We start from the raw sequence: 13697 nt of genomic DNA on the forward strand, positions 1-13697 counted from the left end.
CCATGGGACACGGACACTGGGACGACAACGCCTACGCCGCCGCGAAGACTTTCCGGCGGGCCAAGGGCGAGGACGACTTCGGCTACACCGCCGATCTGCGCTCCAAGCCCGCGAAAGACTGGAAGGTCGCGCCCGCGCTCGACCCGCTGAACGCCGTCCGGGAATGCCGGGATTCGGCCGACCACACCGATTCGACGCCGATCGCGGTGCTGTTCGACGTCACCGGTTCGATGCGCCGGGTGCCGCGGGTCATGCAGGGCAAGCTCGGCAAACTGCACGGCCTGCTGAAGCGCCGGGGCTACCTGGCCGACCCGCAGGTGATGTTCGGCGCGATCGGTGACGCCGACAGCGACCGGGTCCCGCTGCAGGTCGGGCAGTTCGAATCGGACAACCGGATGGACGAGCAGCTGCGCACGATCTTCCTCGAAGGCGGTGGCGGCGGGCAGAAGAGCGAGTCCTACGAGCTGGCCGCCTACTTCATGGCCCGGCACGTCGTGACCGACGCGTGGCAGAACCGCGGCCGCAAGGGCTATCTGTTCATCATCGGCGACGAGCTGAACAAGCCCGCGCTGGAGGCGCGCCACATCCGCCGGGTGATCGGGGACGACGTACGGGAGGACATCGACCCGGCCTCGGTGTACCGGGAGCTGGCCCGCAAGTGGCACGTCTTCTTCGTACTGCCGAACCAGTCGTCGTACTACAACGACCCGGAGATCGGCGAACACTGGAGCGGCCTGCTCGGCCAGAACTTCCTGAAGCTCGACGATCCCGGCGCGGTGTGCGAACTGATCGCGGCCACCATCGGGCTGGAAGAGCGGGTCGTCGACGTCGACCGTGCGCTCGCCGATCTCGCGGACGTCGGCTCGGTCGCCGAAAGCAAGGCGGTCGGCAAGGCGCTGGCGAAGCTGGGCACCAAGACGGTCGTCACGTCGGCGGTGCCCGAGGCCGAGGGGCCGAGCGACGTGGTGCTGCGATGAGTCTCCTGGACGGTCACGTGGTGGTGGTCGGGCTCGGCTTCGGCGACGAAGGCAAGGGCGCGGTTGTCGACGCGCTCTGCGCCGACCGGCCCACCACCGCCGTGGTCCGCTTCAACGGGGGCGCGCAGGCCGCGCACAACGTCGTCGTGGACGGGCGGCACCACACGTTCAGCCAGTTCGGGGCGGGCACGTTCGCCGGCGTGCCCACCCATCTGTCGCGGTTCGTGCTGGTCGAGCCGTTCGCGCTGGCCGCCGAAGCGCGGCGGCTGGAAGCGGCAGGTGTCCGGAATCCGCTCTCGCTGCTGAGTGTGGACGGCCAGGCCCTGCTCACCACCCCGTTCCACATCCACGCCAACCGGGCAAGGGAGGAGGCCCGGGGCGTGAACCGGCACGGCTCGTGCGGGAAGGGCATCGGCGAGACCGTCTGGTACTCGCTGCTGCCCGGGGCCGAGCCGGGTGACGTGGTGGAGAGCCAGGAGGTGATCGGGACGCCGGGGGAAGCGCCCACGGTCGCCGACTGCGCCCGGCCGTCGGTGTTGCGGCGCAAGCTGGACGCGCTCGCGCGGTTCTATGCCCCGCTCGCCACACCACCGCACGGCGTGGACGAACTGGTGGCGCTGTACCGCGATTTCGCGGACGCGGTGCGGATCACCGACGGGGACGAAACGGGACGGCTGGCGGATTCCGGGCGGCTGGTGTTCGAGGGAGCGCAGGGGGCTCTCCTCGACCAGCACCACGGGTTCCATCCGCACACGACCTGGTCGACCACCACGCCGCACAACGCCCGCGCACTGCTGGGCGGGCGCCCGCACGCCGTCCTGGGTGTCACGCGGACGTACCTCACCCGGCACGGCGCGGGACCGCTGCCGACCGAGTCCGCCGCCGTGCTCGCCCGCTTTCCGGAAGCGCACAACGAAACCGGCGAATTCCAGGGCGCGTGGCGGGCGGGTCATCTCGACGCGGCCCTGCTCGATTACGCGATCGCGGCCTGCGACGGCGTCGACGCGCTCGCGGTGACCCACCTCGACGCGACCGGGCTGGCGGTCGTCCCCAAGGACGGCTCTCCCGCCGTCGACCTGACGGATCCGCTGGCGTGGTTCGGTGCGCGGCTGCCGGTGGCCGTCACCGGGTACGGCCCGGACAGGGCCGGTTACCGGGTCGCGGAGGCAAGGTCGACAATCTACGCGTGATCGAGTCGACGCCGGTGTCCGTTGACGTGCTCGTGGTGCGGTTCGCCCCCGGCACCAGGAACGTGCTGCTGGGAATCGCGCCACGAGCCGCCGAGCCCTTCGCGGGAGAACTCGCCCTGCCAGGGGTGCTGCTCGGGCTCGGGGAACGGCTGAGGGAGGCGGCGCACCGGGCGGTGGCCGGCAAACTCGGCCTGCCGTCCGACGCGCTCTCGGCGACCGGGCAGCTCGCCACCTTCGACGAGCCGAACCGTGATCCCCGCGGTCCCACGCTCTCCATCGCCTTGTGGGCAACGGTGGATCCCGCGCTCGACGAGCCGGGGAACGTGGTGTGGGTTCCGCTGGACGAGGTCCCTCCGCTGGCGTTCGACCACGACCGGATCGTGGCGGACTGCCGCCCGATGCTGGCCGAACGGCTGTGGCGGGACGTCGCGTTCACCGCCGGGCTGCTGGGGCCGATCTTCACGACGGCGCAGGCGCTGGACGTCACCGAAGCGCTGACCGGGGACCGCCCCTATCCGGCCAACCTCGGCCGGACCATGGAGCGGGTCCCCGGTTTGCGGCGCACCACCGAACACGCGGCCGCCCTCCCCAAGGGAGGACGGCCGCCGTCGCTGTGGCGCTGGGAATGACGAGGTCAGATCCCGCAGGAGGAGGCCGACCAGAACCGCGTCGACCGGTGTGCCACGTGGGTGTGATCGTTGTGGCCGGGGTAGCCCGGCCCGAGGATCTCCGCGAACCCGTGGTTACGGGCCTGCTTCGCCAATCCGCAGAAGCCCTGCGAGCCGGCACCGAGATCGACGGCGTCACCGTAGAGATGACGGCTGTTGGTCGCGCCGCCGACCGCGTTGTTGCAGGCGACGCTGCGGAAGCCGCCGTTGACGTCGATCGGCCGGTCGCCCATGGCGTGCCGCATCGCCTGCAGCTTCCACATCGAGACCAGCGCGTTGGCTTTCGCCGTCGCCGGTGTGACGTTGCCGCCCGACCAGTCTGAGTTGCACCGGTTCAGTTCCGCGTAGGTGAAGTTGATCGGCGTGCAGTCGTCGTCCTGCAACGCGTAGAGCTTCGAGAACGTGGCCGAACCGGCGATGCCGTCCGCGGCCAGCCCGTACGCCTGCTGGAAGCGGGTGACCGCGGCCTTGGTCCCCGCGCCGAACTGGCCGTCGAGGGCGAGCACACCACCGTAACCGGGGTACCCGGCGACCCGGATCTGCAGTTGCCGGACGTCCTCACCGGACGCGCCCTGGGACAACGTGCGTCCCCAGGAGTAACAGGCGTCGGCGACGGACACTTCGCCCGCCGTCACCGGGCCCGGATCGGCGGCGGCCGGAGTGGCCACCGCGGTACCGAGCCCGGCCACCAGGGCGAGCATCGGCAGGAGGAAACGAATGCGCATGACAGGAACACCTTTCAAGCAGGGAAGGTGAGACCCGTGACCCCCACGGGTTGTCAACGATTCACTGCCGAGGATGCTAACGCGGTTCCGGTTACCGCGCTGTGGGTCGTTCGACCCACACGCCCAAGCCGGAACACGCGTGCTTGAAGACGTGACTCGCGTGCTTGGAGGCGGAACACTCCGGGCCGGGCGAGTTCCGTGTCCAAGCACGCGAGTTCCGGCTCCGAACACGCGAGTTCGGGGCCGGGGCGTCAGCCCTTCAGCTGCGGGAAGTCCTCCTCGCGGAACTCCCCCGCCGGGCGCCCGTCGGCTTCGTTTTCGCGTCCGCGCAGTTCGACCCGCCGGATCTTGCCGGAGATCGTCTTCGGCAGTTCGGTGAACTCCAGCCGCCGGATTCGCTTGTACGGCGCCAAATGCTCCCGGCAGAAAGCCAGGATGGACACCGCGGTGTCTGCCGTGGGCTCGTGCCCGTTCGTCAGGACGACGTAGGCCTTCGGCACCGCGAGCCGGATCGGGTCCGGCGCCGGGACGACCGCCGCTTCGGCGACCGCCTCGTGTTCCAGCAGGACACTTTCCAGCTCGAATGGCGAGATCCGGTAGTCCGACGCCTTGAAGACATCGTCCGTGCGGCCCACGTAGGTGATGTAGCCGCGTTCGTCGATCGATCCGACGTCCCCGGTGTGGTAGAAGCCGTTCGCGAAGGCCGCGGCGGAACGTTCCTCGTCGTCCGCGTATCCGGCCATCAGGCCGACCGGTCGCTTCTCGAGGTCGAGGCAGATCTCGCCCTCCTGCGCGCGTTCGCCGGTGACGGGGTCCACGAGCGCCACGGTGAAGCCCGGCAACGGGCGGCCCATCGACCCCGGCACGACGTCCTGCCCGGGCGTGTTGGCGATCTGGACGCTGCTCTCCGTCTGGCCGAAACCGTCGCGAATCGTTACGCCCCAAGCCTTTTCGACCTGGTCGATCACTTCGGGGTTGAGCGGTTCGCCCGCGCCGACCACCTTGCGCGGCGGCGTCTTCAGCACGGTCAGATCCGCTTGGATGAGCATCCGCCACACCGTCGGCGGGGCACAGAAACTGGTGATGCCGCACCGGTCCATCTGCGCCATCAAGGAGACTGCGTCGAACCGCGCGTAGTTGTGGAGGAACACCGTCGCCTCGGCGTTCCACGGCGCGAAAACGTTGCTCCACGCGTGTTTCGCCCAACCGGGCGACGAGATGTTGAGGTGGACGTCGCCCGGTTCGAGGCCGATCCAGTACATTGTGGACAGATGGCCGACCGGGTACGAGACCTGCGTGTGCTGCACGAGTTTCGGCTTCGCGGTGGTCCCCGAGGTGAAGTACAGCAGGAGCGGGTCTTCCGCCGCAGTCGGGCCGTCGGGCGTGAAGATGTCCGCTTCCTCGTAGGCGTCCACGAAGGACCGCCAGCCCTCGACCGGTTCACCGACGGCGATGCGCGTGTAGCCGCCCTCGACGTTCTCGAACTTGTGCGCGTCGACGGACCGGATCACCACGTGTTTCGCCGCGCCCCGCTCGACCCGGTCGGTGAGGTCCGCCGGGCCGAGCAGCGTCGAGGCCGGGATGATGACGGCGCCCAGTTTGATCGCGGCGAGAATCGTCTGCCACAGCTCGCCCTGGTTGCCGAGCATCAGGATCAGCCGGTCGCCCCTGGCCACGCCGAGTGAGCGCAGCCAGTTCGCGACCTGGTTGGACCGCCGCGCCATCTCCGGATAGGTCCAGCGGTTCTCGATGCCGTCCTCTTCGACGATCCACAGCGCGTACCGGTCCCGGTTGGCCGGGTCGGCCGCGACGACGTCGAACCAGTCCAGCGCCCAGTTGAACTCGGCGGGCCGGGGCCAGGTGAAGTCGCGATAGGCGGTCTCGTAGTCCTCGCGATGGGCCTGCAGGTAGTCCCGTGCCTCGCGGAACGTGCGGTATGCCTCCGAAGCGCTCACGATCGTCCTCCTGGTCCGCTGATAGGGCCGCCGGTTCTTTTTACTCCCCCTTGAACTCGGGCGCGCGGCGCTCGAGGAACGCCTGGACGGCCTCGCCGAGGTCCTTGCTGGGCAGGAACGCCGCGTTCCAGGCCGAGACGTAACGCAGGCCGTCCGCGACCTGGCGTTCGGTGTTGGCCGAGAGCACGTTCTTGGTGCCCTGCACGACCAGCGGCGGGTTCGTGGCGATCTCCGCCGACAGCTTGCGAGCTTCGGCCAGCAAGGTGTCCTGATCCGCGTGGACGTCGTTGACCAGGCCGATCTTCTCGGCGCGGGCGGCGTCGATGTCCTTGCCGGTCAGGGCCAGTTCGCGCAGGTGTCCCTCGCCGATGATCGGCGCGAGCCGCTGCAGGCTGCCGAGGTCGGCCACGATCGCGACCTTGACCTCGCGCACGCTGAACTTCGCGTCGGCGCTCGCCAGGCGGATGTCCGCGGCCGCGATCACGTCGACACCACCGCCGATGCACCAGCCGGAAATGGCCGCGATGACCGGTTTGCGGCATTCCGCGACCGAGGACACGCTCGCCTGGAGGGTCTTGACCTCGTCGAGGAACTTCGTCCGCGGGCCCGCGAGGGCGTCGCCGCCGAGCATTTCGCCCCAGCTGGGCATCATGGCGGGCAGGTCGAGCCCGTAGGAGAAGTGCTTGCCGCTCCCGGTCAGCACGACCGCCCTGACCTGCGGGTCCGCGTCGAGCGCACGGAAGACGATCGGCAGCTCTCGCCAGAAATCGGGGCCCATCGCGTTGCCCTTGGACGGACCGAGCAGCGTCACTTCGGCGACGTGCCCGTCGATGTCCACCTTGAGCGAAACGAGATCGGGAAGACTGTCAGCTGTAGCGGTCATGGGGTCATCTTGACTCATGTGATTGACAGGCTGCCAACGGCCACTGTGCCCGGCCGCCCCTGAGATGCTTTCCTGGTACCAGCGAGTACTACCGGTGAGTACCCGACGATCGACGAAGGACGGTGGGACATGAGCCCGGCCAGCAGCGCCACCGCGGTCGCCGACCTGCCCGCTCCGAGCACCGCACGCGGGCGCGAACGATCCTCCCGGCCGATCGAGCTGTCGGGATCCTTCACCCATGAGGGTCACCGGCTCGCCTACACCGAGTTCGGCTCCGGCGACCGGGTGGTCGTCCTCACCCACGGCATCATGCTGACGAGGCGGATGCACGCTCCGCTCGCCCGCAGGCTGGCGCGGGCCGGTTTCCGCGCGGTGACCCTCGACCTGCTCGGTCACGGCGATTCGGACCGGCCCACCGACTCGTGGCTGTACTCGATGCCCGCATTCGCGGAGCAGACCGTCGCGCTGCTCGACCACCTTGAAATCGACGCCGCCGTCATCGGCGGGACGTCCCTGGGCGCCAACGTCGCGCTCGAAGTAGGCGTCGCCGCCCCCGAGCGCGCGCTGGGCCTGGTCGTCGAGATGCCCGTGCTGGACAACGCGATCGTCGCGGGGCTGATCACCTTCGCGCCGCTGCTCATGGCCGCCCGGTTCCTGCCGGTGACCGTGCAGGGCGTGGCGCTGGCGGCGAAACTCGTGCCGCACGGCAACCAGTGGGTCGACGTCGTCACCGACACGCTGTCCCAGGAGCCCGCGCCGATGGCCGCGCTTCTGCACGGCGTGCTCTTCGGCCGGATCGCGCCGCCCAAGTCGATCCGGCGGAAGATCGAGACCCCGGCGCTGGTCATCGGGCACGAGCGCGATCCGATCCACCCCTTCGGCGACGCCGACACACTGGCCGCGGACATGCCGGCGGCCGAGTTCGTCCAGGCCCGCAGCCCGGTCGAGTTGCGCTTCGACCCGACCCGCCTGACCGAAGCCATCGTGGACTTCTCCGCGCGCTGCCATGACCGCTGAGCCGGCCCCGACCCGGGACGCGGGCGCCGAAGAACTGCGGACCGGACGGCTGATCCTGCGCCGCCCGGGCCCCGAAGACCTCGACGCGATCTTCGCCCTCCATACCGATCCGGAGGCCTGCGCGCACAACCCTTCGGACCTGCTGGACACGCGCAAGGAGGCGGAGTTGCTGCTGCTCCGCTGGTCGCACCAATGGAATCGGTACGGCTTCGGGTACTGGACGGTCCGGCGGCACGACTCGGCGGAACCGCTGGGGTTCTGCGGGGTGAAGATCGTCGGTTTCCGGCGCTGGCCGGTCCTGAACCTCTTCTACCGCTTCTTCCCCTCGTCCTGGGGTTCCGGGTTCGCCGGTGAGGCCGCCACCGCCGCGGTGGACTGGGCCCGTGTCCACCGGCCGGACGACCTCGTGATCGCCCGCGTCCGGCCGGAGAACATCCCGTCGCAGCGGGTGGCGCTGCGGGCCGGGCTGATCCGGGCGGCCCACCTCGACGCCCCCGGCGAGGACGGGACCGACTGGTTCTACGTCTCGAACCCCGGTTACGAGGGCTGAGCCAGCCCCGCCACCGGGCCGAAGACAATCACCGCGGGCGGCCGCACCCCGGCCGTGGCGGCGTCTTCGACCACCTTGTCCAAAGTGGAGCGGAGAACCCGCTGCGTGCGCATGGTGCCGTCCTCGACGATCGCCACCGGCGTGTCGCCAGGCCGCCCCGCCTGGAGCGCCTTCGCGAACTGCGGGAGCCGCTCGACGCCCATCATCAGCACGATCGTGCCGCGCATCTTCGCCAGCAGATCCCAGTCCACCAGCGACTTCTCGTCGTCCGGCGCGACGTGACCGGACACCACGACGACCTCGTGGGCGACGCCGCGGTGGGTCACCGGGACGTCCGCCGCGGCGGGGACGGAGAACGCGCTCGTGATGCCGGGGACCATCGTCACCGGGATACCCGCTTCGGCACAGGCGAGGACTTCTTCGAAGCCGCGGCCGAACAGGTACGGGTCGCCGCCCTTGAGCCGCACGACGAACTTGCCCGCCTTGGCCCGCTCGATCAGCGTGGAGTTGATCACTTCCTGGCTGGCGGCGCGGCCGTACGGGATCTTCGCGGCGTCGACGATCTCCACGTGGGGCGAGAGTTCGTCGAGCAGTTCGCGCGGAGCCAGCCGGTCGGCGACGACGACGTCGGCCCTGGCGAGCAGGCGGCGGCCGCGGACGGTGATCAGTTCCGGGTCGCCGGGGCCACCGCCCACGAGGGCGACACCCGGGAGGTCACCGTGGACGTCCGGGACGCGGCCGTCGGCGACGGTGCCGGCGCGGAGGCCGTCGAGGATGCTGTCCCGGACGGTTGCCGACCGCAGCGGCTCGCCGCCGGAGAGCACGCCGACCAGCAGCCCGCCGTGCCTGCCCGAGGCCGGGGTGACCGCGCTGCCGAGGTCCCCGTCGTCGGCGCGGACGCAGAACACCCGCGCGCGTTCGGCTTCGGCGCACACGGCGGCGTTGACCTCGGGATCGTTCGTGCACGCCAGCGCGTACCAGGCGTCGGCGAGGTCGCCCTCGGCGTAGCGGCGCTCGTGCCAGACGATCTCGCCTGCGTCGGCCATGGCGCTCACCGACGGCGTGGTGTGCGGCGAGACCAGTTCGACCCGCGCGCCGGCACTGATCAACCGCGGCAGGCGGCGCTGGGCGACCGTCCCGCCACCGATCATCACGACACGACGGCCGGCCAGGTCGAGGCCGGAGAGGTAATGCGGGTCATCCATGCGGGGCAGTGTAAGGATTCAGAGCCCCTGACCGCGATCCGAGTGAGAACCGCCTCAGCTCTCCAGCAGGGCCAGCAGCTCGGTGTTGCCGAACATCCTGGCCGCGTCGATCGCCGACGGCTCCCCCGCCGTGGCGTCCGCGCCGCCCTTCAGGAGCGCCTTCACGACCTCGGGCTCGTTCTTGAACACCGCGCCGGCCAGCGGGCTCTGCCCACGGTCGTTCTCGCGGTTCGGATCGGCGCCGCGTTCGATCAGCGCCGCGACGGTCTCGGCGTGACCGTGGTAGGCGGCGAGCATGACCAGCGTGTCGCCCCGGTCGTTGGTCAGGTTCGCCGGGATGCCGGCGTCGACGTACGCGACGATCTCGGCCGTCGCGCCCGAGCGGGCGAAGCCGAACACCTTGGCCCATAACTCCAGCAGTTCGGGATCGAATTCCTCGGCCTGTCCGGGGTTCTCCGTCATGCGGCCGATTCTTCCACAGGAACGCGGTCCGGGCGGCGGGCCGCACCGCCCGGACCGGCGGCGTCAGCGCCCCGCGTTGGGGTAGGGCAGCAACGCCATCTCGCGGGCGTTCTTGATCGCCGTGGCGACCTGTTTCTGCTGCTGGGGCGTCAGCCCGGTGACCCGGCGGGCGCGGATCTTGCCGCGGTCGGAGATGAACTTCCGCAGCAGATCGACGTCCTTCCAGTCGACCTCGGTGATCTTGTTGGCGTGCAACAGGTTCGTCTTGCGTTTGAAGGGACGGTCGCGGTTCGCCTTGCCCATCGCGCTCACCAGCTCGACTTCGTGACGCCGGGCAGTTCGCCGTTGTGCGCCATCTGCCGCATCCGGACCCTCGAGAGCCCGAACTTCCGCAGGTAGCCACGAGGACGGCCGTCGGCGGCGTCGCGATTGCGGATCCGGGTCGCGCTGGCGTCCCGTGGCATCGCCTGCAGGGCCGACACGGCTGCCGCCTTCTCCTCGGGCGACGCGGACGGCGAGGCGATGGTGGCCTTCAGCTCACGCCGCCGTTCGACGTAACGGGCGGCGACGACCTTGCGCTGCTCGTTCTTGGCGATCTTCGACTTCTTGGCCATCAGCGCTCCTCCTTGAACTCGACGTGCTTGCGCGCGACCGGGTCGTACTTGCGCAGCACCATGCGGTCCGGGTCGTTGCGGCGGTTCTTCTTCGTGACGTAGGTGTAGCCGGTGCCGGCGGTCGAGCGGAGCTTGATGATCGGCCGGATGTCGGTGCTCTTGGCCATCAGAGCTTCACCCCCTTCGCACGGAGCTCGGCCACGACGGCCTCGATCCCCCGCTTGTCGATGGTCTTCATGCCCTTCACCGAGACCCGCAGGCGGACCCAGCGTCCTTCGCTCGGCACGAAGTACCGCTTGGCCTGCAGGTTCGGCTCCCAGCGCCGGGACGTGCGCCGATGCGAATGCGACACCTGCTTCCCATAGCCCGGTTTACGGCCGGTGACCTGGCACACGGCGGACATATACCCTCCCAAGTTGATATCGGTTGTCGTTTTCATTTACTCTACACAGCCGAACCAGAACGCCCTCGACGCCCCGGAGCTTCAGTGACCGACAACCCCCGTGTGCCCCTCGTCCTGATCAGTGGCCTCGCACCGGGACCGAACGCCGATCTCGCCGAGCGGCTGCGCCTCGCCGAACCCGGCACCGCCGTCGTGCATCACGACCTGAGGCAGATTCACTCCGGAGTGGTCCGGCGCCGGATCCGGCTCGGCGACCGCGACCAGCTGACGGTTCTCGAACTGGCGCACGGCTGCGTTTCGTGCACGCTGCGCGAAGACCTGTTGCCGTTGCTGCGCAAGCTCTCCCAGATGCCGCAGGTGCGGCGGATCGTGGTGCGGCTCGACGAGGCGATGGAGCCCGAGCCGGTCAGCTGGGCACTGCACAACGTTCTCGTCGGTGAGCGTCCGGTGATCGAAGACGTCGACCTGCGGGCCGTGCTGACGGTCGTCGACTGCGCGGGTTGGCTGGCCGACAGCACCGGCGACGACACGCTGGCCGAGCGGAACCTGCGGGCCAGCCCCGAGGACGAGCGCACCGTCGCGCAGGTCGCGCTGTCCCAGGTCGAGTTCGCCGATCTGCTCGTCCTCGCCGGAGCGGCGACCGACGCCTGGTCCGCGGCGAAGGCCTCGGCCGTGCTCGACCGGGTCGCGCCGTCGATCCCCCGCGTCGAACTGTCCTCCGTGGACGGGAAGACAGTGCTCGACGCCGTCCCCGCCGACGCCCGGCGCGGCGAGGTCACCGACATGCACGGCCCCCTGCTGCGCGGCCAGCCGCCGTTGCACACCGACTGCGGGATCGGGCTGCTCACCTTCACGTCGCAGCGCCCGTTCCACCCGGAGCGCCTCCACGACGCGATCGACGTCCTGCTCGACGGCGTCGTCCGCACCCGGGGACGGCTCTGGGTGGCGAGCCAGCCGGACATGGCGCTGTGGATCGAATCCGCGGGTGGCGGCCTCGGCGTCGGGCACGCCGGACCGTGGCTCGCCGCCCCGGACGGTCCGGACTGGGCCGCGGTCTCCCCCGAGCGCCGCACCCTCGCCTCCCTGCGCTGGGACCCGCTGTTCGGCGACCGCGCGCAGGAACTGGTCGTCGTCACCGATCAGGCCACCCCGGACGAGATCGAAGCCGCCCTGAACGGGGCGTTGCTGACCGAGGAGGAACTCGCCGCAGGTGAGCAGGAATGGCTCCGTTACCCGGATCCGTTCGGCGAATGGCACGAAGAACCGTGCGAGGACACGGAAACCGACCCCGAGAAGCACGACGTGAACACGTCGAACCGAAAGGACGAAACGCAGTGAAACCGGGAATCCACCCCGACTACCACCCCGTGGTGTTCAAGGACCTCTCCACCGGGGACGCCTTCCTGACGCGCTCCACCGCCACCTCGGACCAGACCATCGAGTGGAGCGACGGCAACACCTATCCGGTGGTGAACGTCGAGATCAGCTCGTGGTCGCACCCGTTCTGGACCGGAAACCAGCGGATCATGGACAGCGCCGGCCAGGTCGAGAAGTTCCACCGCCGCTACGGACGACGCGGAGGATCGAAGTAATGGCCGTCCCGAAGCGCAAGATGTCGCGCAGCAACACCCGGTCCCGGCGTTCGCAGTGGAAGGCGGCCGTGCCGGATCTGGTGCCGATCAAGGTGAACGGTGAGACGAAACTCGTGCCGCGCAAGCTCATGAAGCACTTTCACCAAGGTGGGGAATGACGACGCCGGTCACGGTGCTGTCCGGATTCCTCGGTGCGGGCAAGACGACCGTGCTCAACCACGTCCTCGCCAACCGGGACGGGCTGCGGGTGGCGGTGATCGTGAACGACATGAGCGAGGTCAACATCGACGCCGCGCTGGTGCGGGACGGGAACAGCCTGTCCCGCACCGAGGAACGGCTCGTCGAGATGACCAACGGCTGCATCTGCTGCACCCTGCGCGACGACCTGCTGGAAGAGGTCTCGCGGCTGTGCGAGGACGGCCGGTTCGACTACCTGCTCATCGAATCGAGCGGCATCTCCGAGCCGATGCCCGTGGCGGCGACGTTCTCCTTCGCCCGTGAGGACGGCGCCACCCTGCTGGACTCCGCGCGGCTCGACACGATGGTGACCGTGGTCGACGCGGTGAACTTCGAGCGGGAACTGGCGGCCGGGGACGCGCTGACCGAACGCGGGCTGGACCAGTACGACGGGGACGAGCGGACGGTCAGCGACCTGCTGATGGACCAGATCGAGTTCGCGGACGTCCTCCTGCTGAACAAGGCGGACCTGGTTCCGGCCGCCTCGCTCGAACGGCTGACGTCGGTGCTGCGTCGGCTCAACCCGGCCGCCGACGTCGTCGTCTCGACCCACGGCCGGGTGCCGCTCGGCCGGGTGCTCGGTACCGGGCGTTACGACGTCGAGCGGGCGCAGGAGGCACCAGGCTGGGTGGCGGAACTCAACGGCGATCACGTTCCGGAGACGGAGGAGTACGGGATCTCCAGCGTGGTCTTCCGCGCCGAGGTCGCTTTCGATCCGGAGCGGCTGTGGGACTTCGTCGGGCGGCTCGATTCCGGGGAGTTCGGGACGGTCTTGCGGTCGAAGGGGTTCTTCTCGCTGGCGTCGCGGCCCGGGGTGACCGGGCTGTGGTCGCAGGCGGGTTCGGTCGCCCGGTTCGAACCGCAGGGTGTCGAGGAGGTGCCTCGGCAGGAGCTCGTGTTCATCGGCGTGGGGCTGGAAAAGGACGCGCTGCTGGACTCGCTCCGGTCTTGCCTGGCCGCCGGTTCGGCCGGAGCGGATCCATTCCCGGAGTGGGAAGCGGTGCACGTCCACTGAAGTCGTGAGTGGCCCGAGTGTCCACAGGGGACGCTTCCGGGCCACCGAATGCCCGATTTAGGCACGTATGCACAGTTCCATCAGGGGGTCGTGGGGGGGGGGGGGGGGGGGGAAACAAAACATACACCCCAAAACCCCCAACCCAAAACACGGGGCCAAGAGGGGAACAGACAACTTTCCCCCCGAAAAAACCCCTTTTGGGAA

At 69.5% G+C, this 13697-nt stretch carries 18 protein-coding genes; 9 read left to right on the plus strand and 9 right to left on the minus strand.

From position 1 onward, the window contains the following. The first annotated feature begins 2 nt into the window (after positions 1-2). From AC069I_RS41680 to AC069I_RS41690, 3 genes are read left to right on the plus strand one after another with little or no spacing between them, the layout of a single operon-like run. Positions 3-977: a hypothetical protein gene (locus AC069I_RS41680; protein WP_478228263.1), complete on the plus strand. Its 975-nt coding sequence runs from the start codon at positions 3-5 to the stop codon at positions 975-977. Beyond that, positions 974-2167: an adenylosuccinate synthetase gene (locus AC069I_RS41685; RefSeq protein ID WP_478228262.1), complete on the plus strand. Its 1194-nt coding sequence runs from the start codon at positions 974-976 to the stop codon at positions 2165-2167. Before AC069I_RS41680 ends, AC069I_RS41685 begins: the two co-directional genes overlap by 4 nt. Next, positions 2164-2796, plus strand: a complete 633-nt coding sequence (locus AC069I_RS41690) for an NUDIX domain-containing protein (protein WP_478228261.1) — start codon at positions 2164-2166, stop codon at positions 2794-2796. Before AC069I_RS41685 ends, AC069I_RS41690 begins: the two co-directional genes overlap by 4 nt. Before the next feature lie 5 nt (positions 2797-2801). On the opposite strand, the gene AC069I_RS41695 is transcribed toward AC069I_RS41690, so the two are convergent. The 3 genes from AC069I_RS41695 to AC069I_RS41705 all read right to left on the minus strand — a co-directional run bounded on the left by AC069I_RS41695 (position 2802) and on the right by AC069I_RS41705 (position 6398). Beyond that, entirely contained in the window at positions 2802-3560 is a 759-nt protein-coding gene (locus AC069I_RS41695) for a D-Ala-D-Ala carboxypeptidase family metallohydrolase (protein ID WP_478232599.1), read from the minus strand. 251 nt (positions 3561-3811) lie between these two features. Next, positions 3812-5515, minus strand: coding sequence for an AMP-binding protein (locus AC069I_RS41700; protein WP_478267819.1), 1704 nt, complete (start codon positions 5513-5515; stop codon positions 3812-3814). A gap of 40 nt (positions 5516-5555) precedes the next feature. Then, entirely contained in the window at positions 5556-6398 is an 843-nt protein-coding gene (locus AC069I_RS41705) for a crotonase/enoyl-CoA hydratase family protein (protein WP_478267820.1), read from the minus strand. Positions 6399-6527: 129 nt separating this feature from the next. Between AC069I_RS41705 and AC069I_RS41710 the strand changes: the two genes are divergently transcribed. After that, positions 6528-7415 carry an alpha/beta fold hydrolase gene (locus tag AC069I_RS41710; protein WP_478267821.1) on the plus strand — a complete coding sequence of 296 codons (888 nt, stop codon included), beginning with the start codon at positions 6528-6530 and terminating at the stop codon, positions 7413-7415. Next, a complete protein-coding gene (locus AC069I_RS41715; RefSeq protein ID WP_478267822.1) occupies positions 7405-7965 on the plus strand; it encodes a GNAT family N-acetyltransferase in 561 nt (186 codons plus the stop codon). Before AC069I_RS41710 ends, AC069I_RS41715 begins: the two co-directional genes overlap by 11 nt. Here AC069I_RS41715 and cobA read toward each other — a convergent pair. The 6 genes from cobA to rpmB form a co-directional block, all read right to left on the minus strand. Next, complete coding sequence (gene cobA, locus AC069I_RS41720) at positions 7953-9170, minus strand: uroporphyrinogen-III C-methyltransferase (RefSeq protein ID WP_478267823.1); 1218 nt, start codon at positions 9168-9170, stop codon at positions 7953-7955. The two genes, AC069I_RS41715 and cobA, sit on opposite strands and share 13 nt — an antisense overlap. Before the next feature lie 54 nt (positions 9171-9224). Beyond that, positions 9225-9632 (minus strand): ankyrin repeat domain-containing protein, encoded by a 408-nt coding sequence (locus tag AC069I_RS41725; RefSeq protein ID WP_478232593.1) that lies wholly within the window; start codon positions 9630-9632, stop codon positions 9225-9227. Between the two features lie 63 nt (positions 9633-9695). Next, entirely contained in the window at positions 9696-9944 is a 249-nt protein-coding gene (gene rpsR / locus AC069I_RS41730; protein WP_465422176.1) for a 30S ribosomal protein S18, read from the minus strand. After that, the gene (rpsN, locus tag AC069I_RS41735) at positions 9941-10246 is read right to left on the minus strand and encodes a 30S ribosomal protein S14 (RefSeq protein WP_016334058.1); all 306 of its coding nucleotides are present in this window, start codon (positions 10244-10246) and stop codon (positions 9941-9943) included. The genes rpsR and rpsN overlap by 4 nt, the downstream gene beginning before the upstream one ends. Further along, entirely contained in the window at positions 10246-10413 is a 168-nt protein-coding gene (gene rpmG / locus AC069I_RS41740; RefSeq protein WP_005149953.1) for a 50S ribosomal protein L33, read from the minus strand. The genes rpsN and rpmG overlap by 1 nt, the downstream gene beginning before the upstream one ends. Beyond that, positions 10413-10649 (minus strand): 50S ribosomal protein L28, encoded by a 237-nt coding sequence (gene rpmB, locus AC069I_RS41745; RefSeq protein ID WP_005149951.1) that lies wholly within the window; start codon positions 10647-10649, stop codon positions 10413-10415. The genes rpmG and rpmB overlap by 1 nt, the downstream gene beginning before the upstream one ends. An 84-nt stretch (positions 10650-10733) precedes the next feature. Between rpmB and mrf the strand changes: the two genes are divergently transcribed. The 4 genes from mrf to AC069I_RS41765 are packed head-to-tail and all read left to right on the plus strand — an operon-like array spanning position 10734 to position 13493. Beyond that, positions 10734-11987: a ribosome hibernation factor-recruiting GTPase MRF gene (gene mrf / locus AC069I_RS41750; RefSeq protein ID WP_478232592.1), complete on the plus strand. Its 1254-nt coding sequence runs from the start codon at positions 10734-10736 to the stop codon at positions 11985-11987. Next, a complete protein-coding gene (locus AC069I_RS41755) occupies positions 11984-12241 on the plus strand; it encodes a type B 50S ribosomal protein L31 (RefSeq protein WP_007032638.1) in 258 nt (85 codons plus the stop codon). Before mrf ends, AC069I_RS41755 begins: the two co-directional genes overlap by 4 nt. Then, complete coding sequence (gene rpmF / locus AC069I_RS41760) at positions 12241-12399, plus strand: 50S ribosomal protein L32 (RefSeq protein WP_005149940.1); 159 nt, start codon at positions 12241-12243, stop codon at positions 12397-12399. The genes AC069I_RS41755 and rpmF overlap by 1 nt, the downstream gene beginning before the upstream one ends. Next, positions 12396-13493, plus strand: coding sequence for a GTP-binding protein (locus tag AC069I_RS41765; protein ID WP_478267824.1), 1098 nt, complete (start codon positions 12396-12398; stop codon positions 13491-13493). Before rpmF ends, AC069I_RS41765 begins: the two co-directional genes overlap by 4 nt. The last annotated feature ends 204 nt before the right edge of the window (positions 13494-13697 follow it).

It is taken from the genome of Amycolatopsis sp. NPDC043885, from assembly GCF_056435685.1.

Coding starts and splice junctions, on each gene's coding strand:
- AC069I_RS41680 (WP_478228263.1), top strand. CDS start 3: ATGGGACACGGACACTGGGACGACAACGCCTACGCCGCCGCGAAGACT.
- AC069I_RS41685 (WP_478228262.1), top strand. CDS start 974: ATGAGTCTCCTGGACGGTCACGTGGTGGTGGTCGGGCTCGGCTTCGGC.
- AC069I_RS41695 (WP_478232599.1), bottom strand. CDS start 3,560: ATGCGCATTCGTTTCCTCCTGCCGATGCTCGCCCTGGTGGCCGGGCTC.
- AC069I_RS41705 (WP_478267820.1), bottom strand. CDS start 6,398: ATGACCGCTACAGCTGACAGTCTTCCCGATCTCGTTTCGCTCAAGGTG.
- AC069I_RS41710 (WP_478267821.1), top strand. CDS start 6,528: ATGAGCCCGGCCAGCAGCGCCACCGCGGTCGCCGACCTGCCCGCTCCG.
- AC069I_RS41715 (WP_478267822.1), top strand. CDS start 7,405: ATGACCGCTGAGCCGGCCCCGACCCGGGACGCGGGCGCCGAAGAACTG.
- cobA (WP_478267823.1), bottom strand. CDS start 9,170: ATGGATGACCCGCATTACCTCTCCGGCCTCGACCTGGCCGGCCGTCGT.
- AC069I_RS41725 (WP_478232593.1), bottom strand. CDS start 9,632: ATGACGGAGAACCCCGGACAGGCCGAGGAATTCGATCCCGAACTGCTG.
- rpsN (WP_016334058.1), bottom strand. CDS start 10,246: ATGGCCAAGAAGTCGAAGATCGCCAAGAACGAGCAGCGCAAGGTCGTC.
- rpmG (WP_005149953.1), bottom strand. CDS start 10,413: ATGGCCAAGAGCACCGACATCCGGCCGATCATCAAGCTCCGCTCGACC.
- rpmB (WP_005149951.1), bottom strand. CDS start 10,649: ATGTCCGCCGTGTGCCAGGTCACCGGCCGTAAACCGGGCTATGGGAAG.
- rpmF (WP_005149940.1), top strand. CDS start 12,241: ATGGCCGTCCCGAAGCGCAAGATGTCGCGCAGCAACACCCGGTCCCGG.
- AC069I_RS41765 (WP_478267824.1), top strand. CDS start 12,396: ATGACGACGCCGGTCACGGTGCTGTCCGGATTCCTCGGTGCGGGCAAG.